This is a genomic window from Brevibacterium sp. XM4083 (assembly GCF_006489205.2).
Classification (GTDB): Bacteria; Actinomycetota; Actinomycetes; order Actinomycetales; family Brevibacteriaceae; genus Brevibacterium.
This window is the reverse complement of the sequence record NZ_VFYR02000002.1, coordinates 451,061-475,814: the sequence shown is the minus strand read 5'-3', so window position 1 is coordinate 475,814 and position 24,754 is coordinate 451,061. Positions and strand designations below refer to the sequence as shown.

Here is a 24,754-nt window from a genome sequence, read left to right as displayed (position 1 = left end):
GACCGAGTAATACAGTGGACAGGTGATGAAAACGAACAGTGCGAACAGCGCGCAGAACCCCTCCGGCGTGTCCCATCTCGACACGCTGTGGGTCAAGGGCGCCCGCGCGCACAACCTCAAGAACGTCGAGATCGCGCTGCCGCGCGACTCCATGGTCGTCTTCACCGGACTCTCGGGGTCGGGCAAGTCGTCGCTGGCGTTCGACACGATCTTCGCCGAGGGCCAGCGCCGGTACGTCGAATCCCTGTCGTCGTACGCCCGGATGTTCCTCGGCCAGATGGACAAACCCGACGTCGACTTCATCGAAGGACTCTCCCCGGCGGTGTCGATCGATCAGAAGTCGACGTCGCGCAACCCGCGGTCGACGGTCGGCACGATCACCGAGGTCTACGACTTCCTCCGCCTCCTCTGGGCGCGCATCGGCGTGCCGCACTGTCCGATCTGCGGAGAGGTCATCACGAAGCAGACCCCGCAGCAGATCGTCGATCAGCTCCTCGAGCTGCCGGAGCGGACGAAGTTCCTCGTCCTCGCGCCCGTCGTGCGCCTGCGCAAGGGCGAATTCGTCGACCTCTTCACCGACCTGCAGGCCAAGGGCTTCTCCCGTGCCATCGTCGACGGTGAGCAGATCAGCCTGAGCGACCCGCCGACCCTGGACAAGAAGTACAAGCACACGATCTCCGTCGTCGTTGATCGCCTCGTCGCGAAGCCGGGCATGCGTCCGCGTCTCACCGACTCGGTCGAGACCGCTCTGGGACTCGCCGACGGCCGCATCGACGTCGACCTCGTCGACGAAGGTGTGACCCGCACGTTCTCCGAGCACATGTCGTGCCCGAACGAGCATCCGCTGACGATCGACGAGATCGAACCGCGGACGTTCTCCTTCAACTCGCCCTTCGGCGCGTGCCCGACGTGCGACGGCATCGGCACCCGGCTCCAGGTCGATGAGAGCCTCGTCGTCCCCGATGAGGACCTCAGCCTCGGCGCCGGCGCGATCGCCCCGTGGTCGGGCGGCAAGCAGGTGTCGAAGTACTTCAACCGCCTGCTCACCGGGCTCGGCAACGAGCTCGGCTTCACGCTCAAGACCCCGTGGAAGGATCTCACGAGCGCACAGCGCACCGCGATCCTCACCGGCAAGGACTACGAGGTCCACGTCAAGTACCGCAACCGCTTCGGCCGGGAGCGGACGTACTCGACGGGCTTCGAGGGCGTCTTCCAGTACATCCAGCGCAAACACGACGAGACCGAGTCCGACTGGTCGCGTGAGCGCTACGAGTCGTACATGCGCGAGATCCCGTGCGCCTCGTGCAACGGCACCCGGCTCAAGCCCGAGGCCCTCGCCGTCAAGGTCGGTGACCGATCGATCGCCGAGGTGGCCGAGCTCGCTCTCGACGAGGCGGCCGGCTTCCTCTCCGGACTTGAGCTCAGCGGACGTGACGCCGCCGTGGCCTCGCAGGTGATGAAGGAGATCAACGCCCGGCTCGGCTTCCTCCTCGACGTCGGCCTCGAATACCTCAGTCTCAACCGCGCCGCCGGGACGCTCTCCGGCGGTGAGGCCCAGCGCATCCGCCTGGCCACGCAGATCGGCTCGGGCCTCGTCGGCGTCCTCTACGTCCTCGACGAGCCGTCGATCGGCCTCCACCAGCGGGACAACCGCCGTCTCATCGACACGCTCATCAAGCTCAAGGACCTCGGCAACACCCTCATCGTCGTCGAACACGACGAGGACACGATCGGCGCGGCCGACTGGATCGTCGACATCGGCCCCGGCGCCGGCGAACACGGGGGAGAGGTCATCTACTCCGGTCCGGTCCCCGGGCTCAAAGACGCCGAGCGGTCGATCACCGGCGCCTACCTCGACGGGCGCAAGTCGATTGCGATCCCCACCGTGCGCAGGCCGATCGACCCCGAACGGATGGTCACCGTCGAGAAGGCGAGCGAGAACAACCTCCGCGACCTCACCGTCTCCTTCCCGCTCGGCGTCCTCACCGCGGTCACCGGGGTGTCCGGGTCCGGCAAGTCGACGCTCGTCAACGAGATCCTCTACACGCAGATGGCGAACGTCCTCAACGGCGCGTCCCGCGTGCCCGGTCGGCACAAGCGGGTGACGGGGCTGGAGAACCTCGACAAGGTCGTCCACGTCGACCAGTCGCCGATCGGCCGCACCCCGCGGTCGAATCCGGCGACGTACACCGGAGTCTTCGACCACATCCGCAGGCTCTTCGCCGAGACCGAGTCCGCGAAGGTCCGCGGCTACCAGCCGGGCCGCTTCTCCTTCAACGTCAAGGGCGGACGCTGTGAGAACTGCAGCGGTGACGGCACGATCAAGATCGAGATGAACTTCCTCCCCGACGTCTACGTCCCGTGCGAGGTGTGCGGGGGAGCCCGGTACAACCGGGAGACGCTCGAGGTGACGTTCAAGGGCAAGACGATCGCCGAGGTGCTCGACATGCCGATCGAGGAGGCCGCGGAGTTCTTCGCTGCGATCCCCGCGATCTCCCGGCACCTGTCGACCCTCGTCGACGTCGGACTCGGCTACGTCCGGCTCGGTCAGCCCGCGACGACGCTCTCCGGCGGTGAGGCGCAGCGCGTCAAGCTCGCCGCCGAACTCCAGAAGCGCTCCCGCGGTCGCACCGTCTACGTCCTCGACGAGCCGACGACCGGTCTCCACTTCGAGGACATCTCGAAGCTCCTCCACGTCCTCCAGGGGCTCGTGGAGAAGGGGAACTCCGTGATCGTCATCGAGCACAACCTCGATGTCATCGCGAACTCCGACTACGTCATCGACCTCGGCCCCGAGGGTGGTCGCGGCGGCGGTCAGGTCGTCGCCGAAGGCACCCCGGAGGAGGTCGCGAAGAACCCCGCCAACCACACCGGGCGCTTCCTCGCCGAGATGCTCGATGCCTGATCCCGCGAGCTACCGTCCGGCCACCGGCAGCATTCCCACCTCGGCCGGGGTCTACAAGTTCCGTGACCCCGACCGGCGGGTGATCTACGTCGGCAAGGCGAAGAACCTGCGGAACCGGCTCAACTCGTACTTCGCCAACCCCGCGCAGCTGCACCCGCGGACCTCGACGATGGTCCACACCGCCGCCTCGGTGGAATGGACCGTCGTCGACACCGAGGTCGAGGCGCTCCAGCTCGAGTGGACGTGGATCAACGAATTCAATCCGCGGTTCAACGTCATGTTCCGCGACGACAAGTCCTACCCGTATCTGGCGATCACGATGAACGATGAGGTGCCCCGGGCGTTCATCACCCGCGGCAAACGGCGCCGGGGCGTGAAGTACTTCGGTCCGTTCGCCCAGGTGTGGGCGATCAGGGACACTCTCGATCTCCTCCTCAAGGCGTTCCCCATGCGCACGTGCACCCCGGGGGTGTACCGCCGTGCCGAACGCAGAGGTCGACCGTGCCTGCTCGGGTACATCGACAAATGCGCTGCCCCGTGCGTCGGCGCGATCAGCATCGACGAGCATCGGGACCTCGCTCGCAGCGTCGTCGACTTCATGTCCGGCAATACGGGACGCTTCATCAGCGAGCGGAAGAAGGAGATGGCGGCCGCAGCCGCCGACCTCGACTACGAACAGGCGGCGCGGCTGCGCGACGAGCTCACCGCACTGCAGAAGGTCCTCGACAAGTCCGCCGTCGTCCTCTCCGTGTCCGCCGACTGCGATGTCTTCGCCCTCGTCACCGAGGAGCTCGAAGCCTCCGTCCAGGTCTTCCACGTCCGCGGCGGGCGCATCCGCGGGCAGCGCGGGTGGATCATCGAACGCTCCGACGACCACACTCCGGCCGAGCTGACCACCGACTACCTCCGGCAGGCGTACACGGGTCTCGACGCCGACGCGATCCCCAAGGAGATCCTCGTCGACACCGTGCCCGCCGACCTCGACTCGCTCGAAGCCTGGCTGAGCGAACAGCGCGGAGCCAAGGTCACCGTCCGGGTGCCCGAACGCGGCGAGAAGAAGGCCGTGCTCGAGACGGTGACGAAGAACGCGAAGGAGGCGCTCGTCCAGCACAAGCTCAAGCGCTCCTCCGACCTGACGACCCGCAGCACCGCGCTCAAGGAGATCCAGGAGCACCTCGACCTGCCCGAGGCGCCGCTGCGCATCGAGTGCATCGACATCTCCCACACGCAGGGCTCGAACGTCGTCGCGAGCCTCGTCGTCTTCGAGGACGGCCTGGCGAAGAAGCGCGACTACCGGCACTTCGCGATCCATGGTGAGGCGGCGACCGACGACACCGCCTCGATGTACGACGTCGTCTCCCGGCGCTTCAGCCGCTACCTCGAGCAGATGGCGTCCGACGAACCCGACGACCGCTTCGGGTACCGCCCCAGTCTCCTCGTCGTCGACGGCGCCGGACCCCAGGTCGCCGCGGCGACCCGGGCGCTGCACGACCTCGGCATCGTCGACATCTCCGTCGTCGGCCTCGCCAAGCGCCTCGAGGAGGTCTGGGTCCCCGACGACCCGTTCCCCGTCATCCTCCCGCGCAACTCCGAGGGACTCTTCCTCATGCAGCGCCTGCGGGATGAGGCGCACCGCTTCGCGATCACCTACCACCGGTCGAAGCGGGCGAAGGCGATGACGAGCTCCGTCCTCGACGAGATCCCCGGCCTCGGCGAGGCGAAGCGGACGGCGCTGCTCAAGCACTTCGGCTCGGTGAAGCGGACGCGGGCGGCCAGCGTCGAGCAGCTCTGCGAGGTCAAGGGGATCGGACCGGCCCTGGCGGAGAAGATCGCCGCGGCCCTGCAGACGGACTGAGCCCCAGCACGCCGAGCCCCAGCACCCCGAGCCCCAGCACCCCGAGCTGAACGGGCACTGAGATCGACGCCCCGTGGGCGTGCTCTACAGTAGTGTTCGATATGAGCGACCGTGCGCGGTCGCTCGGAGCCGGGGACACGAGGAGGACGCATGACCACACAGGCCGACGACCACCCCATCGAGGTCGTCCTCGTCACCGGCATGTCCGGGGCCGGGCGGACCACCGTGGCCAACGTCCTCGAAGACCTCGACTGGTACGTCGTCGACAACCTGCCGCCGCAGATGATGCGCACCCTCGTCGAACTCGTCGCCCGCGCCGACGGCGCCGTGCCGAAGATCGCGATCGTCACCGACTCGAAGGGCCGGGCGAAGTACACGGAGCTCGAGGACACGATCTCCGACTTCCTCGACCAGGGGCTGTCGCTGCGCATCCTCTACCTCGACGCCGCCGACGAGGTCCTCGTCCGCCGTTTCGAATCCACCCGCCGGCCGCACCCGCTGCAGGGGGAGGGGACCCTCCTCGAGGGGATCGAAGCCGAACGTGAGGCCCTCGAATCCCTCAAGCACCGTGCCGACATCATCATCGACACCTCCGACCTCAACGTCCACCAGCTCGGCGCCGAGGTGCGCAAGCGCTTCAGCGCCGACGACGCCCCGCCGCTGCGGCTGACGGTGATGAGCTTCGGCTTCAAGTACGGCCTGCCCAAGGACGCCGACAACGTCGCCGACGTGCGCTTCCTGCCCAATCCGTACTGGATTCCCCATCTGCGCGGACACAACGGGCTCGACTCCGATGTCGCCGACTACGTGCTCGGACAGAACGGCGCCGAGGAGTTCATCGAACGCTACACCGCCACCCTCGACACGATCGCGCAGGGCTACCTCCGGGAGGGCCGCGGCTACGCCCTCATCGGCATCGGCTGCACCGGCGGCAAGCATCGGTCGGTGGCGATCAGCGAACGCATCGCGAAGGGCCTGGCCGCCCGCACCGGCATTCCCGTCACCGTGCGCCATCGCGACCTGGGGAGGGAATGACATGGAGACCGAGGATCTCCCGCAGATCACCCCGGCCGTCATCAACAAGGGTCCGAAGATCGTGTCCTTCGGCGGCGGTCACGGTCTCTACGCCGCGCTGCGCGCGTTCCGGCTGCTCACCGAATCGCTCACGGCCGTCGTCACCGTCGCCGATGACGGCGGCTCCTCCGGTCGGCTGCGCGACGAGCTCGGCGGGCTGCCGCCCGGGGACCTGCGCATGGCTCTGGCCGCGCTCTGCGACGACGGGAACTGGGGCAAGACGTGGCGCGACGTCATCCAGCACCGCTTCGAATCGAGCGGGGAGCTCAACGGCCACGCCGTCGGCAACCTCCTCATCGCCGCCCTCTGGCAGATCCACGGCGACCACGTGGCAGGCCTCGACTGGATGGCGAAGCTGCTGCGCGCCCACGGCCGCGTGCTGCCGATGTCCTCGGTGCCGCTGACGATCGAAGCCGACGTCCAGTTCCCCGGTTCGTTCCAGGTTGTGCGCGGACAGTCGGTGCTCGCCTCGACCCGCGGTCATGTCGAATCCGTCCGCCTCGACCCCGCGGATCCGCCGGCCCGTTATGAGACCGTCGAAGCCGTCGCCGAGGCGGAGGTCCTCAACCTCGGTCCCGGCTCGTGGTACACCTCGGTGATGCCGCACCTGCTCGTGCCCTCCCTCGCCGATGCGATCGTGCGGTCGAACGCGGTGAAATCCCTCACGCTCAACCTCTCGTCCTCGGACGGGGAGACGAGGGACCTCAGCCTCGGTCAGCACCTCATGTCGCTGCACCGCCACGCGCCCGCCCTCACCCTCGACTACGTGCTCGTCGACGAGGCGTCCGTGGTCGCCGAACCGGAGCTCGAGCACCATGCGCGGGAGATGTTCGACGCCAAACTCCGCGTGCATCCGCTCAGCTCCCGGCGGGCAGGGCAGCATGACAGCCTCAAGCTCGCAGCATGTTACCGTGACATGTTGGTTGACGCCGGGATCGACGTCGACGAGCAGTGGTAGGACCGATCCGTGCAGGAGGACGAACAATGGCATTGACCGCTCAGGTCAAGGATGAGCTGGCGAGGGTGAAGATCACCCGCACCTCGGCTCGGAAGGCCGAAGTGTCCTCGATCTTCCGCTTCTCCTCCGCCCTCCACCTCGTCAACGGCTCGATCGTGCTCGAAGCCGAACTCGACACCGCGCAGGCCGCGAAGCGTCTGCGCAGCGAGATCAAGGATCTCTACGGCCAGTTCGCCGACATCGTCGTCATCAACGCCGCCGGCATCCGCCGCTCCAACCGCTACCTGCTGCGCGTCACCCGCGACGGCGGGGCGTTGGCCCGCCAGACCGGGCTCGTCGACAACCGCGGCCGACCCGTGCGCGGTCTGCCCTCGGCGATCGTCAACGGCTCCGTCGCCGATGCCGAGGCCGCCTGGCGCGGGGCCTTCCTCTCCCACGGCTCACTCACCGAACCCGGCCGCTCCTCCGCCCTCGAGGTCACGTGCCCCGGCCCCGAGGCGGCACTCGCACTCGTCGGAGCCGCTCGGCGGCTGGGCCTGAGCGCGAAGGCCCGCGAGGTCCGCGGCGTCGACCGCGTCGTCATCCGCGACGGCGACGACATCGCCGCTCTGCTCACGCGCATGGGCTCTCACAACGCGGTCCTCGTGTGGGAGGAGCGGCGGATGCGCCGCGAGGTCAGGGCGACGGCCAACCGACTCGCGAACTTCGACGACGCCAATCTGCGCCGCTCCGCCCGGGCCGCCGTGGCGGCAGGCGCTCGCGTCGAACGGGCGCTGGAGATCCTCGGCGAGGACGTGCCCGAACACCTCCGCTACGCCGGGCAGCTGCGCGTCACCCACAAACAGGCCTCCCTCGAGGAGCTCGGACAGCTCGCCGACCCGCCGATGACGAAGGACGCCGTGGCCGGACGCATCCGGCGGCTGCTGTCGACGGCGGACAAGCGGGCGGAAGAATTGGGAATTCCTGGGACTGAAGCAAGTCTCACTCCCGACATGCTCGAAGACCGATAGGATTCGAGCATGAGACGAATCGCAATCAATGGCTTCGGCCGCATCGGTCGCGCCCTCTTCCGCCTGTCCCTCGAACCCGGTGCCGACTTCGAAGTCGTCGCCATCAACGACCTCACCGACACTGCGACGCTCGCCCACCTGCTCGCCTACGACTCCGTGTGGCCGCGCTTCGACCACACCGTCGAGGCCGGGGAGGACTCGCTCATCGTCGACGGCCGTGAGATCGCCGTCTTCTCGGAGAAGAACCCCGCCGACATCGAGTGGACCGCGAAGGACGTCGAACTCGTCGTCGAATCGACCGGCATCTTCACCCGCCGCGACCAGGCCGAGGCCCACCTCGGCGGGTCCGTGAAGACCGTTGTCCTCTCCGCTCCCGGCAAGGATGTCGACGCGACATTCGTCATGGGCGTCAATGAGGAGACGTACGACCCGGAGAAGCACGAAGTCGTCTCCAACGCCTCGTGCACGACGAACTGCATGGCCACGGTCGTCAAGGCCCTCGACGACGCGATCGGCGTGGAATCCGGACTGCTCAACACCGTTCACGCCTACACCGGCGACCAGAAGCTCGTCGACGGTCCGCACCGCGACCTCCGCCGCGCTCGCGCGGCCGCGATCAACATCGTGCCGACGACGACCGGCGCCGCCCGCACCGTCGGCAAGGTCATGCCCCACCTCGAGGGCAAGCTCGACGGCTTCGCGATCCGGGTGCCCGTGCCCGCCGGATCGATCATCGACTTCACCTTCACCCCGAAGAAGCCGGTCACCCGCGACGAGGTCAACGCGATCCTCAAGGCCGCCGCAGAGGACTCGCCCTACCTCGACTACACCGAGGCGGCCCTCGTCTCCACGGACATCGTCGGGACCACCGCCTCGGCGATCGCCGACTCGGAGCTGACGATGGTCCTCGGCGACCAGGTCAAGGTCGTCGCGTGGTACGACAATGAGTGGGGCTACTCGAACCGACTCAAGGACATGGTCAGCTACCTTCTGCGCGAAAGGCCCCAATGAGGACATTCACGGACCCGGAGATCTTCGCCCACCGGACGGTGCTCGTCCGCAGCGATCTTAACGTTCCCATGGACGGGACGACGATCACTGACAGCGGACGCATCCTCGCATCCGCGGCGACGATCCGATCCCTCGCCGAGGCGGGGGGCCGGGTGATCGTCATCTCCCACCTCGGCCGCCCGAAGGGCGAACCCGACCCGCACTTCTCGCTCGCCCCGATCGCCGGCGAACTCGCCGCCGCGATCGGCCGCGACGTCGCCTTCGCCTCCGACACCGTCGGTGAGGATGCGCAGGCGAAGGTCGCAGCGCTCGGCGACGGGGACGTCCTCCTCCTCGAGAACCTCCGGTTCAACCCGGGGGAGACCTCGAAGGACGAGACCGAACGGCGCGCATTCGCCGAGCAGCTCGCGGCGTTCGCCGACGACTTCGTCTCCGACGGATTCGGCGTCGTCCATCGCAAGCAGGCCTCGGTCTACGAACTCGCGCAGCTCCTGCCGCACTATGCCGGTTCGCTCGTCCAGGCCGAGGTCGAGGTCAGCGACCGTCTCCTCAACTCGCCGGAGCGGCCCTTCACCGTCGTCCTCGGCGGCTCGAAGGTCTCCGACAAGCTCGGGGTCATCGACAACCTCATCGACCGCGCCGACAACCTCCTCATCGGCGGCGGCATGGTCTTCACGTTCCTCGCCGCGCTCGGCCACGACATCGGTGCGAGCCTCGTCGAGAAGGACCGCATTGACGATGTCAAGGGCTACCTCGACCGTGCCGAGAAGGGCGGGGCGCGGATCATGCTCCCCACCGACATCGTCATGGCCGCCGCCTTCGCCCCCGACGCCGAGAACTGGGTGCGTCCCGTCGACCGCCTCGAGGACACCCCGGCCGGCGCTGAGGGACTCGGCCTCGACATCGGCCCCGACACCGCACGGGCCTACGCCGAGGTGATCGCCGACTCCGCGACCGTGTTCTGGAACGGCCCCATGGGCGTCTTCGAGTTCCCGGCCTTCGCCGCGGGCACGAAGACCGTGGCCGCTGCCCTCACGGCCACCGCCGAGGGGGCGCGAGCCGACCGGCTCACCGTCGTCGGCGGGGGAGACTCCGCGGCCGCGGTGCGGGCGCTCGGCTTCTCCGACGACGAATTCGGCCACATCTCCACCGGCGGCGGGGCGAGCCTCGAATACCTCGAAGGCAAGACCCTGCCCGGCATCGACGCTCTCGCGTGAGGACGACCCACCATGACTGACCGCACACTGCTGCTCGCCGGCAACTGGAAGATGAACCACGACCACCTCGAGGCGATCTCGACAGTCCAGAAGCTCGCGTGGGCACTCGAGGACGCCAAGCTCGACGACTCCCAGCTCGAGGTCGTCGTCGTCCCGCCGTTCACCGACATCCGCTCCGTGCAGACGCTCGTCCAGGGCGACAAACTGTGGCTGCGCTACGGCGCCCAGGACGTGTCCCGCCACGAACCGGGCGCGCACACCGGGGAGATCGCCGCGTCGTTCCTCTCCCGCCTCGGCTGCTCGTTTGTCGTCGTCGGCCACAGCGAGCGCCGCGCCGACAACCACGAGACCTCCGACGTCGTCGCCGCGAAGGTCAAGGCCGCGCTCGGCCACGACCTCACCCCCATCGTCTGCGTCGGCGAGTCCCTGGCCGAGCGCGAGGACGGCACCCACGTCGACTTCACCCTGGGCCAGCTCGACGACTCGCTGTCCGGCCTCTCGGCCGAGGAGCTCAGCGGGCTCGTCGTCGCCTACGAACCCGTGTGGGCGATCGGCACGGGGAAGACGGCGACGGCCGCTGATGCCGCAGAGATGGCCGCGGCGATCCGCGGTCGCCTGCGGGAGAAGTACGGCGACAGCCTCGCCGACACCACGCGGATCCTCTACGGCGGGTCGGTGAAGACCGACAACGTCGCCGACATCCTCGTCTCCGACGACGTCGACGGCGCACTCGTCGGGGGTGCGAGCCTGAGCGGGCCCGACTTCGCCGCTTTGTGCAAGGCCGCCGTCGGCAAGTAGACTGAACCCCAAATCCTCTGACAGAAACACAGGTTGAACTCGACGTGGAAATACTGACCTACGTACTCATCGGCGTGCTCGTCCTCACGAGCATCTTCCTCACCCTGCTCATCCTCATGCACAAGGGCAAGGGCGGCGGCATGTCCGACATGTTCGGCGGCGGCATGTCCTCCTCGCTGGGGTCCTCCGGCGTCGCCGAGCGCAACCTCAACCGGTTCACCGCGCTCATGGCGATCGTCTGGGGTGCGTCGATCATCCTCCTCGGACTCATCACGCGCTTCAACAGCTGAGCGGGCGGACCACCCGACGAAGCGCAGAACCGACGAAGGCCCTCACCGTTACCGGTGAGGGCCTTCGCTGTGTTCGCCAGGTCAGTCGACTCCGAAGTGGTGGTGCGGGGCGACCTCGGAGACGGCGCTGCGGAGCTGTTCGAGACCGCGGGCCCGATCGGTGAGATGGACCCGGAGCACCGGACGCCCCTTCGCCCGCAGGGCCGCGGCATCGCCGAGCGCCTGCGCCTGCTCGAGTTCACCGAACCCGTAGCCGCGGCCGGGCACGAGGAGTTCCGTGCGCGGGTCGGCCGTGATCTGGAGGAACACGCCGTTGGGGTGCCCGCCCTTGTGGTACTGGCCCGTCGAGTGGAGGTAGCGCGGGCCGAATCCGAACGTCGTCTGCACCCCGGCGTGCCGGGAGACGAGCGGACGGAGGTCGACCGCCTCGGCGTCGCCGAGCCGATCGAGGTAGGCCTGGATGGCGACGTAGCCGTACTCGTCGACCTGTGCGAAGAGCTCACGGAGGGCCCCGACGAGGTCGTCGGCCTCATCGATGTCGCCGTAGACCTCGACGGCGCCGTCGACGAACGCCGGGATCTCCTCGGCGTGGGTGCCCGTGTCGAGGGCCTCCCGGGCGAAGGCCTTCGCCGCCTCGACATCCGGCTGATCGAATGGGTCGACTCCGATGCTGTAGCCGGCGATCGCCGTGGCGAACTCCCAGAAGAGGAACTGCTCGCCCAGATCGCCGTCGACCTCGGCGTTGAAGCCCGAGGGCGCGCCGATCGTCGTGGCCGGTCCGAGCGTGCAGAGCAGGGCATCGGCGCGGGCGTCGGCGAAGCCGACATCACCGGGTTCGTCGAGGACGACGGGGAGGATCCCCTGGCCGTCCTTGCCGAGCGATTCGGCGATGAGCTGCTCGACCCAGGCTCCCAGACCGTCAAGCGCCGCCGAGGTGGGGGCGAGGACGAGCTTCTCCGTGGCCCGGGCGTGGGCGATGCCCAGCCAGGTGCCGAACCGCAGCGCCGGATTGTCCGCGCTGTCGGCGCCGAGGTCGGCGGCGATGCCCGCCGCGGACTCGACGATCCGGCGGATGTCGACCCCGGCGAGACCGGCAGGGACGAGGCCGAACGGGGAGAGCGCACTGAACCGGCCGCCGACGTTCGGGTCGGCGTGGAACGTCGCCAGGTAGCCCTCGGCACTCGCGAGCTCAGCGAGTTCGGTCCCCGGATCGGTGATCGCGATGAACCGGCTGGCCGGGTCGATGCCGACGGCCTCGAACGCCGCGGCGAACGCACGCCGGATGGCGTCGGTCTCGATCGTCGTCCCCGACTTCGAGGCGATGACGAGGACGGTGTGGTCGAGGTCGGTGCCGATCGCCTCGGCGACCTGATTGGGATCGGTCGAATCGACGATCTCGAGGTCGACCCCGGCCCACGCCGCCATCACCTCGGGAGCGAGCGAGGAGCCGCCCATGCCGGTGAGGCTGATCGAACGCAGACCCTGCGCTGCCAACTCCTCGCGCAGCGCCTCGATTTCGGTGACGAGCTCACCGGCCCGGCCGGCGAGATCGACCCAGCCGAGACGATCGGCGGCGACGGAGTCGGAGAAGACGCTCGCGTCCTGCGCCGCGATCCGGGAGGGCACCCGGGCGCTGAGCAGGCGGTCGAGCTCGGCGTCGAACTCCGCACTGATGGGAACGCTGAGTTCGACTCTCATGCGCGCTCCAATGCCCGACGGACGGTGCCCTGGAGCTCGGTCCAGCTGACGTCGAACTTCTCCAGGCCCTCGGTCTCGAGGACGGTCATGACATCGGCGTAGTCGATGCCGAGCCCGGCGAGTCGGTCGAAGACCTCATCGGCGGCCCGGTAGTCCTCGGCGGCGATGGGAGCCCCGACCTCGCCGTGGTCGGCGAAGGCGCGCAGCGTCGCCTCGGGCATCGTGTTGACGGTGTCGGGGGAGACGAGACCGGTGACGTACATCGTGTCCGGGTAGTCCGGGTTCTTCACGCCGGTCGACGCCCACAGGAGCCGCTGGGGCTGAGCTCCGGCGAGTTCGAGGACGCGGAAGCGCTCGGAGGTGAAGAGCTGCGAGTGGATCTCGTGGGCGAGCACGCAGTTGGCGATGCCCGCGCGACCGGCGAGCTCCGCGGCGGCCGGGTCGTCGAGGGCGGCGAGGCGCTTGTCGATCTCCGCATCGACGCGGGAGACGAAGATCGAGGCGACCGAGCGGATCGTCGAGAGATCGTGGCCGGCGGCCCGCGCCTTCTCCAGTCCCTGGAGGTACGCCTCGACGACGTGCCGGTAGCGCGAGAGAGAGAACACGAGCGTGACGTTGACGCTGATGCCGGCGCCGATGGTGTCGGCGATCGCGCTCAGACCCTCCTCGGTGGCGGGGATCTTGATCATCGCGTTCGGCTCGCCGACCCGCTCCCACATGAGCTTCGCCGCCGACGCCGTGCCCGCGGTGTCGCGGGCCAGCGGTGGGGGGACCTCGATCGAGACGCGTCCGTCGGCGCCCTCGGTGGCGTCGTAGACGGGACGCAGCAGCCGGGCAGCGGCGGCGACATCGTCGGTGGTCAGCGATTCGATCGCCTCTTCGACGTCGGCACCGGAGGCGGCGAGGTCGGAGAGCGCGCCGTCATAGCTGTCGGAGCCGGCGATCGCGGTGGCGAAGATCGTCGGGTTCGTCGTCACCCCGGTCACCGACGACTCATCGATGAGGGTCTGGAGGTCTCCGGACTCGAGCCGGGTGCGGGACAGATCGTCGAGCCACACGGACACGCCGGCCTCGGTGAGGCGGGTGAGGTTCTCGCTCATGCTTCTCCCTTCGCTGCTGCAATGGATTCCTCGGCCGCGGCGACGACCGCCTCGGCGGTGATGCCGAACTTCTCGAAGAGCGTCGCGGCGTCCGCTGAGGCGCCGAAATGCTCGAGGGACACGGCCCGGCCGGCATCGCCGAGGTAGCGGTGCCAGCTCATCGCCGATCCGGCTTCGACGCTGACGCGAGCCTTGAGCGACCGGGGGAGGACGGCATCGCGGTAGTCCTCGTCCTGGGCGTCGAACCATTCCTGGCTCGGCATCGAGATGACGCGAGCCGCGATTCCCTTGGTCTCGAGCTCCTCGGCAGCGGCGATCGCGAGCTGGATCTCCGAGCCGGTGGCGATGATCGCGACCTGCGGGTCGTCGCCGGTGTCGAGGAGGACGTAGCCGCCGCGGGCCGCCTCGGAGGCCGGGGCGTACTTCGTCCGGTCGAGGGTCGGCACGGCCTGCCGGCTGAGGATGAGGCCGCTGGGGCCGTCGGTGCGGTCGAGGATCTTCCGCCACACGACCGCGGTCTCGTTGGCATCGGCGGGGCGGACGACGTCGAGGCCGGGGATCGCGCGCAGGGCCGAGAGATGCTCGACGGGCTGATGGGTGGGGCCGTCCTCACCGAGGCCGATCGAATCATGGGTCCACACGAAGATGTTCGGCAGCTTCTGGATGGCGGCCAGGCGCACGGCGGGTCGCTGGTAGTCGCTGAAGACGAGGAACGTGCCGTTGTAGGGGCGGGTCCCGCCGTGGAGGGCGATGCCGTTGCCGATGAGGCCGGCGGAGAACTCGCGGACGCCGAAGTGGATGTTGCGTCCGTACGGGTTGCCGGAGAACGAGTCCGTCGAGCGGTCGGTCGGCAGGAAGCTCGGGTCGGCCTTGATGAGGGTGTTGTTCGACCCCGCGAGGTCGGACGACCCGCCCCAAAGTTCGGGCATCCGGGCCGCGATGGCATTGAGCACCTGGCCGGAGGCGGCGCGGGTTGCGATGCCCTTCGCGTCGGCGTCGAAGACGGGGAAGTCTCCGTCGAGGCCCTCGGGCAGGGTGCGGGTGGAGAGGCGGTCGAACAGCGCGGCGCGGTCGCCGTTGGCGTCGCGCCATGCCGCGTACTTCTCCTTCCACGCGAGGTGAGCGGCGCGGCCGCGCTCCTCGGCGCTGCGGCGGGTGTGCTCGAGCACCTCGGGGGAGATCGCGAAGGTCGCATCGGGATCGAAGCCGAGCAGCTCCTTCGTCGCCCGCACCTCCTCCTCACCGAGGGCGGCGCCGTGCGCGGCCCCCGTGTTCCGGGCGTTCGGGGCCGGCCACGCGATGATCGTCGAGAGGCGGATGAAGGAGGGACGGGAGTCGGCGCGCGCGGCCTCGACGGCGGCGTGGAGGGCATCGAGGTCCTCGGTGTACTCTCCGTCGGCAGTCCAGTCGACGTGCTGGACGTGCCAGCCGTAGGCCTCATAGCGCGCCGCGGTGTCCTCGCCGAAGGCGATCGCGGTGTCGTCCTCGATGGAGATGCGGTTGTCGTCCCAGATGACGATGAGGTTCGACAGCTCCTGGGTGCCGGCGAGCGAGGAGGCCTCACCGGAGACGCCCTCCTCCATGTCGCCGTCGGAGGCGAGGACGATGATGTCGTGGTCGAACGGCGAAGTGCCGGGGGCGGCGTCGGGATCGAAGAGTCCGCGTTCGCGGCGGGAGGCCATCGCCATGCCCACCGCCGAGGCGACACCTGAGCCGAGCGGGCCCGTGGTGATCTCGACACCGGGAGTGTGCCCGACCTCGGGGTGGCCGGGAGTGAGCGAATCCCACGTGCGCAGCGCCTTGAGGTCGTCGAGCTCGAGGCCGATGCCGGCGAGGTAGAGCTGGACGTACTGCGTCAGCGAGCTGTGACCGAGGGAGAGGACGAAGCGGTCACGGCCGACCCACGTGGGATCGGACGGGTCGAGCGTGAGGGCCTTCTGGTAGAGGTAGTAGGCGACGGGAGCGAGGCTCATCGCGGTGCCGGGGTGTCCGTTTCCGACCTTCTGCACGGCGTCTGCGGCGAGGAGGCGGGCGGTGTCGACTGCCTGTGAGTCGAGGTCTGTCCAGGACAGGGCATTCATGTCTGAGAGCGTTCCTTCTGTCGTCGGCGATGCGTCCTCTCAAACTCTACCGCGCACCGGCCCGACCCTCCCCGTCCGGACACCGGTTGATACAGCCACTACGCTGGCAGTGTCCCCACTGTGCTGCCCGAACCTCGTCACCGGCACGTCCACGCTCGCCTCAAGGAGAACTCCCCATTCCCCGCAGCCTCCAACACCCGCCCCTGTCTCGTCGATCACCCGCGCGCCATGCGCGGACATTCCGGATCCTCGGCATCAGCCTGACCGTCCTCGTCCTCGTCTGGCGGATCGTCTTCACGACCCTCTTCCTCGAGCCATTCGGAAACGATGCCGGCGCCGAGGCGGTCGGGAGCTGGCTGCTCGCCTTCCTCCTCGGCGCGGGCCCCTTCCTCGTCGTCCTCGTCGTCCTCGCGATCGCCCGACCTGCCGGCCTCATCTGGTGGGCGGCGGTGGTCTTCACAGTGGTCGCCGGAGCCTACGGCCTCATCCTCGATGTCGAGATGCTCACACTCGACGACCCCCTCGCGGGGCTCGGACTGGTCGTCCTCGCGGCGGTCCTGTGGGCCGCACTCGTCGTGGTGGGGCTGGTCGTCGGGGGCGTCGCGGTGCTTCTCCACCGCCGCCGTGAGCGCGCGCAGGGTCCCGCTGACCGCGCATCCGGTCCCGATGACAGGGCGACTCGCCCGACCCCAACTGGAAATTCATTCGACACAGAGTAGAATCGTGTCTCGTGAGTGAACTTCGTCAGAACCCGGGCACGCAGAGTGAACGACCTCTGCAGAGGACCATCGACGAAGCTCGACACTCGCAGAAACCCCGGTCGATCATCGGCGCCTACATCGCCCTGACGAAGCCGCGGGTCATCGAACTCCTCCTCGTCACCACCGCCCCGGTGATGTTCCTCGCCGCCAACGGCATGCCGAATCTCTGGCTCGTCCTCAACACCCTCATCGGCGGGGCCGCCGCAGCCGCCTCGGCGTCGGTGTTCAACTGCTACGTCGACCGCGACATCGACGCGAAGATGGATCGGACGAAGCACCGTCCGCTCGTCACCGGCGAGATCTCGCCGCGCGCGGCCCTGATCTTCGCCTTCGTCCTCGGCATCGGATCGATCTTCTGGCTCGGCGGTTTCACGAACTGGGTGACGGCAGGACTGACCGCCTCGGCGATCCTCCTCTACGCGGTCTTCTACACGCTCGTCCTCAAGCGCCGGACGACGCAGAACATCGTGTGGGGCGGCGCGGCCGGCTGCATGCCGGTGCTCATCGGCTGGTCGGCGGTGACCGGCGGACTGTCGTGGGAGCCGGTCATCCTCTTCCTCGTCATCTTCTTCTGGACGCCGCCGCACTACTGGCCGCTCGCAATCAAGTACAAGGCCGACTACGACGCCGCCGGTGTGCCGATGCTGCCGTCGAAGGTCCCGCCGACCTCGGTGGGCCGCCAGATCATCCTCTACGCCTGGGCGATGGTGCTCACCTCGCTCGTGCTCATCCCCGTCGCCCCGATGGGCCCGGTCTACACGGCCGTTGCAGTGCTCGCCGGTGCCTGGTTCCTCTGGTCCTGCTACCAGCTCGTGTCCCGCGCGAAGAAGGGTCTCAGCGGCACCTCGCTGCGGGCGATGAAGGTCTTCCACGGCTCGATCACGTACCTGTCGGTGCTCTTCCTCGCCGTCGCCGTCGACCCGTTCGTCACCCCGCTGCTGCCGAGCCTCTGGTGACCGGCGGCTAGCTTCTGCCGCCCCGCACCTGAGGTTCCACGCACCACCCGTGCCCACGGTGTGCTCATCCCTGAGTGAACGAACTGCGCAGCTGCGAGTGGCGCAGGCGCGCCGAGGTTGTCAGTGAGTCTCCGGGTGGTGCAGGCACGCCGAGGCTGTTCCTGAGCCGGCAGGTCAGCCGGCGGCGACGAGGTCGGCGATGACGATCCTCTTCATCCCCATGAGTGCGCGCACCTGAGCGTCGCCGGTCATCAGCTCGTCGAGGTTCTTCGGCACGATCTGCCAGCTGATCCCGTACCGGTCCTTGAGCCAGCCGCACTGCTCGGACTCGGGCACCGCGGACAGCGCCTGCCAGTAGTGGTCGATCTCCGCCTGGTCGGCGCATTCGACAGTCAGCGAGATCGCCTCATTGAAGGTGAACGCGGGTCCGCCGTCGAGGCAGATGAAGCGGTTGCCGTCGAGCTCGAAGACGCCGGTGATGACCTTCCCGCTCATCCCGACGAAGTGCTCGTCGAGACTCTCATCGGGATACCGCTCGATCGAGACGATGCGCGAGTTCGGGAAGACGGAGCAGTAGAACTCCATCGCCTCCTCGGCGCGGTCAGTGAACCACAGACACGGAACGATCGGCGTTGACATGGGTTCTCCTCGGGTACGCGCTGTCGAGCACAGCGACACTGGCTGCGATCGTAGCCGAGAGACCGATCATATGGAATGCCACGAGCACCCAGGGCACACCGGTGAAGTACTGGACGTACCCGATGAGTCCCTGTGCGAGCTCGACGATGAGGAGGACGACGAGGGGGCGCACCATCGGGGCCCAGCGCTTGCGCGCGACGACGAGCGCGGCGATCGTCGAGATGACGAGCAGCCACACGGGGAACGCGTGGAAGCGGGTGATCCAGATGTTGTCGAGGCCGTTGCGCGTCGAGATCGTCGATCCCGAGTGGGGGCCGGCGCCGGTGGTGAGCACACCGAAGAACACGACGATCGCTGTGAGCACGAGAATCGCCCACCCGAGGGCCGGCAGCGGGGACGGCGCCTTCTCTCCGGTGCGCACACCGGTGTCATAGGTACGGCGGACGAAGTACGCGGCGACGCCGACGGCGATGGCCGAGGGGACGAAGTGTCCGGCGACGACCCACGGGTTGAGCTTCGTCCACACGGTGATCCCGCCCATCACCGCCTGGATCGGCACGATCGCCGTGAGCGCGATGTTGAGCCAGAAGAGATCCGGGCGCGCCTTCCGGTGACGCCAGAGGAGGACGAGGATCGCGACGCCGATGAGGGCGAGGACCACGGCGAGCAGGCGGTTGCCGAACTCGATGAGACCGTGGAAGCCCATCGCCTGCGTGGGCACGAGCGAATCCGGGGTGCACTTCGGCCAGTCCGAGCAGCCCAGTCCGGAGCCGGTGAGGCGGACGATGCCGCCGGTGAAGATGATCCCGGCCTGAGCGATGAGCATCGCCCACGCGGCGAACCGGATTCGGGTCACTTGGTTCTTCATGCGCATTCCTCTGTTCATTCGAAGCGGAACCACCTGCGTGCGGCAAGCGCTCCCACCAGGCTCCAGACGAGGAGCACGATCAAAGCTGTGACGTCCCAGGTGCCGGCGAGGCTCGCGCGCATCGCGTCCCCGAGGGCACCGGAGGGAAGGCAGCCGACGATGGTTCCCCATTCGCCGGTGGCGGGAAGGACGAGTCCGCCGGCACCGGCCATGAGGACCCAGACGAGATTGGCAGCGCCCAGGGTCGCCTCGGCGCGCAGCGTGCCGGCCATGAGCAGCCCGAGCGCGAGCAGGGCCGCAGTACCGAGGATCGTGGTGATGATGAGCGCGAGGACGTCGAGTCCGCCGCGGTAGCCGAGGACGGCGGCTATGCCGAACGCGAGCGCGTACTGGATGACGACGACGCCGATGACCGCCCCGAGCTTGCCGAGGATGAGGCCTGTCGTGCCCAGCGGCGTCGTCGCGAGCTGGGCGAGCACCCCGTAGCGCCGGTCGAAGGCGGTGGCGATCGCCTGCCCGGTGAACGCCGTCGAGGCCAGGCAGAGACCGAGGGTGCCGGGCAACGCGATGCTCAGCCGGTCGCCGCCGGCCGGGATCGCCCCGAGCGCGTCGAGCAGGGGAGTCGTCGTGAGGAAGACGAGGAGTCCGAGCGGGAGGATGAGCGCGAGCAGGAGCTGTTCGCCGTTGCGGAGCACGGCTGCGGTCTCGAACTTCGCCTGGGCGAACACCCGCCGGGCGCGCATGCCCGGTGCCGTGGACGGCTGGGAGGCACCCGCGCCGCTGACTGTCGTCTCGGTCATCGCAGCGGCCTTCCCGTGAGTTCGAAGAAGACATCGGCCAGCGACTGCGACTGCATGCTGATGTCCCCGATCGTCAGCCCCGCCTCGGCGATGACCGTGCACAGGGCGGCGATGCGCGCGCTGTCGAGGTTCCCTGCGGCGACGATGAGCGTGCCCTGCACCGAGGCGGGGGCGACGGCGGTCAGGGCAGTGGTCAGCTCCCGTCCGGCGTCCGTCGACGGGTCGGGAGCGTCGGGCACGGTGATGACGAGCCGACGTCCCGCCGCCGAGGCGCCGCGCAGCTCCGCGGGGGCACCGCGGGCGATGATCCTGCCGCGGTCGACGACGACGATGTCCTCGGCGAGCTTCTCCGCCTCGGCGAGGTCATGCGTGGTGAGGACGACGCTGACCCCGGAGGCGGCGAGGTCGCCGATGACCTCGTGTACGACCTCACGGGCCTGCGGGTCGAGCCCGGCGCTCGGCTCGTCGAGGAAGACGATGCGGGGACGGCCGATGAGGGCGGCGGCGAGCGCCACGCGCTGGCGCTGTCCGCCGGAGAGCCGGCGGATCGACCGGTTGGCGAACTCGCGGATGCCGAGCGGTTCGACGAGCTCGTCGAGCGGGCGCGGATCGGGATAGAGGGCGGCGAGGTGGCGGAGGACGGCGAGCGGCTTCGCGCTCATCGGCAGGCCGCCGTCCTGGAGCATGACACCGGCGAGCTGTGCGGTCTCCTCGTGGCGGCGGTACGGGTCGCGACCGAAGATCTCCACGGTTCCGGCGTCGGGCCGCTTCGAGCCGACGGCGAGTGCGATCGTCGTCGACTTGCCCGCCCCGTTGGGGCCGAGAACGCCGAGGACGGTGCCGACGCGGGCGTCGAGGTCGATGCCGTCGACGACGTGGTGCGCCCCGTAGGAATAGCGCAGCCCACGGATGAGGAGTGCCGATTGTGCCACCCGACCATTCTACGACCGGTCGAAACGTCCCGTCGAAACCGGGCCTTCAGTTAGGCTCACCTAGTTTTACGAAACAATTTACGCAACAATAGTGTTGTGTTAGTCAAGGGAGGTGGACTATGACTGCGAACGACGCGGACGACAGCAGGACCCGGCAGAAGGTGTTCCGCTCCGTGCTCGACGACGGTCCCATCACCGCCTCGGCGCTGGCAAAGGGCCTTGAGCTCACCCCGGCAGCGATCCGTCGTCACCTCGACGCGCTCGAAGGCCAGGGACTCATCGAGGTCCGCGGTCTCGCCGGGAAGCAGGCAGGGCGGGGCAGACCGGCCAGGCACTACGTCGTCACCTCGCGCGGCCACGACGAACTCAGCCGCTCCTACGACGAGTTCGCCGTCAACATCCTCCGGTTCTTCCAGGACCGGATGGGGGAGGACGCGGTCGTCGACTTCTCCGACGACTTCGTCGCCAAGCTGCGCGACCGCCTCGGCGGAGAGCTCGAGAAGCGGGGCGGGACGTCGGTGGCGTCGCGCTCGAGAGCCCTGGCCTCAGCGCTCACCCGTGAGGGCTACGCCGCCTCGGCGACACCGGTTGCGGCGGGCACGTCGCTCGAGGCGATGCAGCTGTGCCAAGGACACTGTCCGATCCAATCCGTGGCCGCCGAGTTCCCCGAGATCTGCGAAGCAGAGCTCGCGATGTTCTCGGAATACCTCGGCGTCGATGTGAGAAGACTCTCGTCGCTCGCCCACGGTGACCACGTCTGCACGACCCACATTCCGACCTCGGAACTCACCAGGCCCCTCATCCACTCAATCGATCGACCTCAAGGAGGTTCACGATGACTGACACAAGCAATCCGATCATCGAGGCGAACCCCGAGCTCAAAGACCTCGGGCAGTACGCATACGGCTGGCACGACGAGAACGATGCCGGAGCCGCAGCGGCTCGCGGTCTCAACGAAGACGTCGTGCGCAACATCTCGAAGCTCAAGGACGAACCGGACTGGATGCTCCAGCGTCGCCTCAAGGCGCTCAAGCTCTTCGAGAAGAAGCCGATGCCGAACTGGGGTGCTGACCTCTCGGGGATCGACTTCGCCGACATCAAGTACTTCGTCCGCTCCACCGAGGGCCAGGCCCAGTCGTGGGAGGACCTGCCCGAGGACATCAAGAACACCTACGACCGCCTCGGCATCCCGGAGGCGGAGAAGCAGCGCCTCGTCGCCGGCGTCGCCGCGCAGTACGAGTCCGAGGTCGTCTACCACAAGATCAACGAGGAGCTCGAGAGCCAGGGCGTCATCTTCCTCGACACCGACACCGGTCTCAAGGAGCACCCGGAGATCTTCGAGGAGTACTTCGGCTCGGTCATCCCCTCGGGTGACAACAAGTTCTCGGCGCTGAATACGGCCGTGTGGTCGGGCGGATCGTTCATCTACGTCCCCAAGGGCGTCCACGTCGAGATCCCGCTGCAGGCCTACTTCCGCATCAACACGGAGAACATGGGCCAGTTCGAGCGCACGCTCATCATCGCCGACGAGGGCTCGTACGTCCACTACGTCGAGGGCTGCACGGCCCCGATCTACAAGACGGACTCGCTCCACTCCGCCGTCGTCGAGATCATCGCTAAGAAGGACGCCCGCGTCCGCTACACGACGATCCAGAACTGGTCGAACAACGTCTACAACCTCGTGACGAAGCGTGCGATCGCCGAAGAGGGCGCGACGATGGAATGGGTCGACGGCAACATCGGCTCGAAGGTGACGATGAAGTACCCGGCGATCTGGCTGACGGGCGAACACGCTCGCGGTGAGACGCTCTCGGTCGCCTTCGCCGGCGAGGGCCAGCACCAGGACACCGGTGCGAAGATGGTCCACGCCGCCCCGCACACGCAGTCCTCGATCGTCTCGAAGTCCGTCGCCCGCGGCGGCGGTCGCGCCGGCTACCGCGGACTCGTCCACGTCTACCCGGGTGCCGAGGGCTCGTCGAACAACGTGCTCTGCGATGCCCTGCTCGTCGACAACATCTCCCGGTCGGACACGTACCCCTACATCGACATCCGCGAGGACGACGTCACGCTCGGCCACGAGGCGACCGTGTCGAAGGTGAGTGAGGACCAGCTCTTCTACCTCATGTCGCGCGGCCTCGAGGAGACCGAGGCGATGGCGATGATCGTGCGCGGCTTCGTCGAGCCGATCGCCCGCGAGCTGCCGATGGAGTACGCCCTCGAGCTCAACCGCCTCATCGAACTGCAGATGGAAGGCGCCGTGGGCTGAGCCCGCGACCGACTGCACGCTTAAGGAGATTTTGTGACTGACACCACCAACCCGCTCGGCGTCTCCGAGCATTCGCACGGCGCGGGCGTCCACGTGCCCGACGCCAAGCGCGACGCGCGCACCCGCAGCTTCGACGTCGCCGACTTCCCCGTGCCCACCGGCCGGGAGGAGGAGTGGCGCTTCTCGCCCGTGCGCAAGCTCAGCGACTTCTTCGCCGATGCGCCCGGCGAGGCGCGCCTGAACGTCACCGGCGAGCTGCCTGCCGGCGTCACCGTCGAGGAGATCAGCCTCGACGCCGCCCAGGAGCTCGGCATCCTCGAACCCGAGGACCGGGCGGCCGCTGTGGCCGCGAATCGCACGAGCTCCGTCACCCACTACACGGTGTCCGCTGACACGGAGCTCACCGAGGCGGTCGTCATCCACGCCGACGGCACCGGCACCGACCTCGTCCACGGCCATGTCGTCGTGTCCGTGGGAGCGAACGCGAAGGCGACGATCGTCGTCGAGCACGAGGGACTGACCCGCTACTCCGAGCTCGTCTCCCTCGTCGTCGGCGACGGCGCGGACCTCACCTTCGTCTCCCTGCAGCTGTGGGACGACGGTGCGCAGCACCTCGGCCAGCACGACGCGATCGTCGGCAAGGACGCGAAGCTCAAGCACATCGTCGTCACCCTCGGCGGTGATATCGTCCGGCTCAACGCCAACGTCCGCTACTCCGCCAACGGCGGCGAGGCCGAACTCCTCGGCCTCTACTTCGCCGATGCCGGCCAGCACCTCGAGCACCGCACGTACATCGACCACAACACCGCGAAGGCGACGTCGAACGTCATGTACAAGGGCGCCCTGCAGGGCAAGGACGCGCGCAGCGTGTGGATCGGCGACGTCCTCATCCGCCCCGAGGCGCTCGGCATCGACACGTACGAGCTCAACCGCAACCTCATCCTCACCGATGGGGCGCGCGCCGACTCCGTGCCGAACCTCGAGATCGAGACCGGTGACATCGAAGGAGCCGGACACGCCTCGTCGACCGGTCGCTTCGATGAGGAGCACCTCTTCTACCTGATGTCGCGCGGCATCCCCGAGGACGTCGCCCGCCAGCTCGTCGTCCGGGGCTTCTTCAACGAGGTCATCCAGAAGATCCAGGTGCCGGAGATCGAAGAGGTCCTCTCGGCCCGCATCGAGGACGAACTGTCCCGGAGCGTTCTGTGACGATGATCGACGTGGCCGCCTCCGAGGATGTGGCACTCGACAGCGCGCTGCGGATCGACGTGGAGAACCGCGAGATCTGCCTGGCCCGCGACTCCTTCGGAGTCGTCCACGCGATCGACGATCTGTGCACCCACGGCGAGGTGTCCCTGGCCGAGGGCGACGTGGAGGGGTGCGCCATCGAATGCTGGCTGCACGGCTCCCAGTTCGACCTCAACACCGGCCAGCCGCTGAGCCCCCCGGCCTTCGAACCCGTCGCGGTCTACCCGTGCCAGGAGATCGCCGGCCGCATCCTGCTCGACCCGAACACGACTGTGAACTGAAAAGGA

General features: G+C 68.3%; 22 protein-coding genes. 14 read left to right on the top strand and 8 right to left on the bottom strand.

Annotated features, from left to right (window positions below; genetic code table 11):
* Positions 1-25: 25 nt before the first annotated feature.
* From uvrA to secG, 9 genes are all read left to right on the top strand, one after another.
* Positions 26-2,905 carry an excinuclease ABC subunit UvrA gene (uvrA, locus tag FJ887_RS07995; RefSeq protein WP_137824001.1) on the top strand — a complete coding sequence of 960 codons (2,880 nt, stop codon included), beginning with the start codon at positions 26-28 and terminating at the stop codon, positions 2,903-2,905.
* Positions 2,898-4,760, top strand: coding sequence for an excinuclease ABC subunit UvrC (gene uvrC, locus FJ887_RS07990; RefSeq protein ID WP_137824002.1), 1,863 nt, complete (start codon positions 2,898-2,900; stop codon positions 4,758-4,760). The genes uvrA and uvrC overlap by 8 nt, the downstream gene beginning before the upstream one ends.
* 150 nt (positions 4,761-4,910) lie before the next feature.
* Positions 4,911-5,795, top strand: coding sequence for an RNase adapter RapZ (gene rapZ / locus FJ887_RS07985; protein WP_137824003.1), 885 nt, complete (start codon positions 4,911-4,913; stop codon positions 5,793-5,795).
* 1 nt (position 5,796) lies between these two features.
* A complete protein-coding gene (locus FJ887_RS07980) occupies positions 5,797-6,792 on the top strand; it encodes a gluconeogenesis factor YvcK family protein (protein WP_137824004.1) in 996 nt (331 codons plus the stop codon).
* A gap of 26 nt (positions 6,793-6,818) precedes the next feature.
* Complete coding sequence (whiA, locus tag FJ887_RS07975) at positions 6,819-7,802, top strand: DNA-binding protein WhiA (protein ID WP_137824005.1); 984 nt, start codon at positions 6,819-6,821, stop codon at positions 7,800-7,802.
* 9 nt (positions 7,803-7,811) lie between these two features.
* Positions 7,812-8,813, top strand: coding sequence for a type I glyceraldehyde-3-phosphate dehydrogenase (gap, locus tag FJ887_RS07970; protein WP_137824006.1), 1,002 nt, complete (start codon positions 7,812-7,814; stop codon positions 8,811-8,813).
* Complete coding sequence (locus FJ887_RS07965) at positions 8,810-10,030, top strand: phosphoglycerate kinase (RefSeq protein ID WP_140954966.1); 1,221 nt, start codon at positions 8,810-8,812, stop codon at positions 10,028-10,030. The genes gap and FJ887_RS07965 overlap by 4 nt, the downstream gene beginning before the upstream one ends.
* Before the next feature lie 12 nt (positions 10,031-10,042).
* A complete protein-coding gene (gene tpiA / locus FJ887_RS07960; RefSeq protein WP_137824008.1) occupies positions 10,043-10,828 on the top strand; it encodes a triose-phosphate isomerase in 786 nt (261 codons plus the stop codon).
* A 44-nt stretch (positions 10,829-10,872) separates the two neighbouring features.
* Positions 10,873-11,118 (top strand): preprotein translocase subunit SecG, encoded by a 246-nt coding sequence (secG, locus tag FJ887_RS07955; RefSeq protein WP_137824009.1) that lies wholly within the window; start codon positions 10,873-10,875, stop codon positions 11,116-11,118.
* A gap of 81 nt (positions 11,119-11,199) precedes the next feature.
* Here the strand turns inward: secG and FJ887_RS07950 are convergent, their stop codons facing one another.
* From FJ887_RS07950 to FJ887_RS07935, 4 genes are all read right to left on the bottom strand, one after another.
* Positions 11,200-12,816: a phosphoglucose isomerase-related protein gene (locus tag FJ887_RS07950; protein ID WP_137824010.1), complete on the bottom strand. Its 1,617-nt coding sequence runs from the start codon at positions 12,814-12,816 to the stop codon at positions 11,200-11,202.
* A complete protein-coding gene (gene tal / locus FJ887_RS07945; RefSeq protein ID WP_137824011.1) occupies positions 12,813-13,916 on the bottom strand; it encodes a transaldolase in 1,104 nt (367 codons plus the stop codon). The genes FJ887_RS07950 and tal overlap by 4 nt, the downstream gene beginning before the upstream one ends.
* Complete coding sequence (tkt, locus tag FJ887_RS07940; RefSeq protein WP_137824012.1) at positions 13,913-15,997, bottom strand: transketolase; 2,085 nt, start codon at positions 15,995-15,997, stop codon at positions 13,913-13,915. Before tkt ends, tal begins: the two co-directional genes overlap by 4 nt.
* A 215-nt stretch (positions 15,998-16,212) precedes the next feature.
* Positions 16,213-16,614, bottom strand: a complete 402-nt coding sequence (locus FJ887_RS07935) for a hypothetical protein (RefSeq protein ID WP_137824013.1) — start codon at positions 16,612-16,614, stop codon at positions 16,213-16,215.
* 113 nt (positions 16,615-16,727) lie between these two features.
* On the opposite strand from FJ887_RS07935, the gene FJ887_RS07930 reads away from it, so the two are divergent.
* Complete coding sequence (locus FJ887_RS07930) at positions 16,728-17,714, top strand: heme o synthase (protein ID WP_137824014.1); 987 nt, start codon at positions 16,728-16,730, stop codon at positions 17,712-17,714.
* Positions 17,715-17,888: 174 nt separating this feature from the next.
* Here FJ887_RS07930 and FJ887_RS07925 read toward each other — a convergent pair whose 3' ends face one another.
* The 4 genes from FJ887_RS07925 to FJ887_RS07910 are packed head-to-tail and all read right to left on the bottom strand — an operon-like array spanning position 17,889 to position 20,953.
* Positions 17,889-18,353, bottom strand: a complete 465-nt coding sequence (locus FJ887_RS07925) for a VOC family protein (protein ID WP_137824015.1) — start codon at positions 18,351-18,353, stop codon at positions 17,889-17,891.
* Entirely contained in the window at positions 18,316-19,221 is a 906-nt protein-coding gene (locus FJ887_RS07920; RefSeq protein ID WP_171006931.1) for a COX15/CtaA family protein, read from the bottom strand. Before FJ887_RS07920 ends, FJ887_RS07925 begins: the two co-directional genes overlap by 38 nt.
* Positions 19,222-19,235: 14 nt before the next feature.
* Positions 19,236-20,021 carry an ABC transporter permease gene (locus tag FJ887_RS07915; RefSeq protein WP_249356336.1) on the bottom strand — a complete coding sequence of 262 codons (786 nt, stop codon included), beginning with the start codon at positions 20,019-20,021 and terminating at the stop codon, positions 19,236-19,238.
* Positions 20,018-20,953, bottom strand: coding sequence for an ABC transporter ATP-binding protein (locus tag FJ887_RS07910; protein ID WP_137824016.1), 936 nt, complete (start codon positions 20,951-20,953; stop codon positions 20,018-20,020). The genes FJ887_RS07915 and FJ887_RS07910 overlap by 4 nt, the downstream gene beginning before the upstream one ends.
* A 119-nt stretch (positions 20,954-21,072) precedes the next feature.
* Here FJ887_RS07910 and FJ887_RS07905 point away from each other — a divergent pair, with 119 nt between their 5' ends.
* Genes FJ887_RS07905 through FJ887_RS07890 form a run of 4 tightly spaced genes read left to right on the top strand, consistent with a single transcriptional unit; the run spans position 21,073 to position 24,748 of the window.
* Entirely contained in the window at positions 21,073-21,792 is a 720-nt protein-coding gene (locus FJ887_RS07905; RefSeq protein WP_137824017.1) for a helix-turn-helix transcriptional regulator, read from the top strand.
* Positions 21,789-23,219 (top strand): Fe-S cluster assembly protein SufB, encoded by a 1,431-nt coding sequence (gene sufB, locus FJ887_RS07900; protein ID WP_137824018.1) that lies wholly within the window; start codon positions 21,789-21,791, stop codon positions 23,217-23,219. The genes FJ887_RS07905 and sufB overlap by 4 nt, the downstream gene beginning before the upstream one ends.
* A gap of 33 nt (positions 23,220-23,252) precedes the next feature.
* Positions 23,253-24,428, top strand: a complete 1,176-nt coding sequence (sufD, locus tag FJ887_RS07895; protein ID WP_137824019.1) for a Fe-S cluster assembly protein SufD — start codon at positions 23,253-23,255, stop codon at positions 24,426-24,428.
* Complete coding sequence (locus tag FJ887_RS07890) at positions 24,425-24,748, top strand: non-heme iron oxygenase ferredoxin subunit (protein ID WP_137824020.1); 324 nt, start codon at positions 24,425-24,427, stop codon at positions 24,746-24,748. The genes sufD and FJ887_RS07890 overlap by 4 nt, the downstream gene beginning before the upstream one ends.
* Positions 24,749-24,754: the final 6 nt, after the last annotated feature.

Excerpts from the sequence above, each read along its gene's own strand:
- tpiA (WP_137824008.1), top strand. The coding sequence starts at position 10,043 with ATGACTGACCGCACACTGCTGCTCGCCGGCAACTGGAAGATGAACCAC.
- FJ887_RS07920 (WP_171006931.1), bottom strand. The coding sequence starts at position 19,221 with ATGAAGAACCAAGTGACCCGAATCCGGTTCGCCGCGTGGGCGATGCTC.
- tkt (WP_137824012.1), bottom strand. The coding sequence starts at position 15,997 with ATGAATGCCCTGTCCTGGACAGACCTCGACTCACAGGCAGTCGACACC.
- FJ887_RS07950 (WP_137824010.1), bottom strand. The coding sequence starts at position 12,816 with ATGAGAGTCGAACTCAGCGTTCCCATCAGTGCGGAGTTCGACGCCGAG.
- sufB (WP_137824018.1), top strand. The coding sequence starts at position 21,789 with ATGACTGACACAAGCAATCCGATCATCGAGGCGAACCCCGAGCTCAAA.
- rapZ (WP_137824003.1), top strand. The coding sequence starts at position 4,911 with ATGACCACACAGGCCGACGACCACCCCATCGAGGTCGTCCTCGTCACC.
- FJ887_RS07905 (WP_137824017.1), top strand. The coding sequence starts at position 21,073 with ATGACTGCGAACGACGCGGACGACAGCAGGACCCGGCAGAAGGTGTTC.
- uvrA (WP_137824001.1), top strand. The coding sequence starts at position 26 with ATGAAAACGAACAGTGCGAACAGCGCGCAGAACCCCTCCGGCGTGTCC.
- FJ887_RS07965 (WP_140954966.1), top strand. The coding sequence starts at position 8,810 with ATGAGGACATTCACGGACCCGGAGATCTTCGCCCACCGGACGGTGCTC.
- FJ887_RS07980 (WP_137824004.1), top strand. The coding sequence starts at position 5,797 with ATGGAGACCGAGGATCTCCCGCAGATCACCCCGGCCGTCATCAACAAG.
- FJ887_RS07915 (WP_249356336.1), bottom strand. The coding sequence starts at position 20,021 with ATGACCGAGACGACAGTCAGCGGCGCGGGTGCCTCCCAGCCGTCCACG.
- tal (WP_137824011.1), bottom strand. The coding sequence starts at position 13,916 with ATGAGCGAGAACCTCACCCGCCTCACCGAGGCCGGCGTGTCCGTGTGG.
- whiA (WP_137824005.1), top strand. The coding sequence starts at position 6,819 with ATGGCATTGACCGCTCAGGTCAAGGATGAGCTGGCGAGGGTGAAGATC.
- uvrC (WP_137824002.1), top strand. The coding sequence starts at position 2,898 with ATGCCTGATCCCGCGAGCTACCGTCCGGCCACCGGCAGCATTCCCACC.
- FJ887_RS07925 (WP_137824015.1), bottom strand. The coding sequence starts at position 18,353 with ATGTCAACGCCGATCGTTCCGTGTCTGTGGTTCACTGACCGCGCCGAG.
- gap (WP_137824006.1), top strand. The coding sequence starts at position 7,812 with ATGAGACGAATCGCAATCAATGGCTTCGGCCGCATCGGTCGCGCCCTC.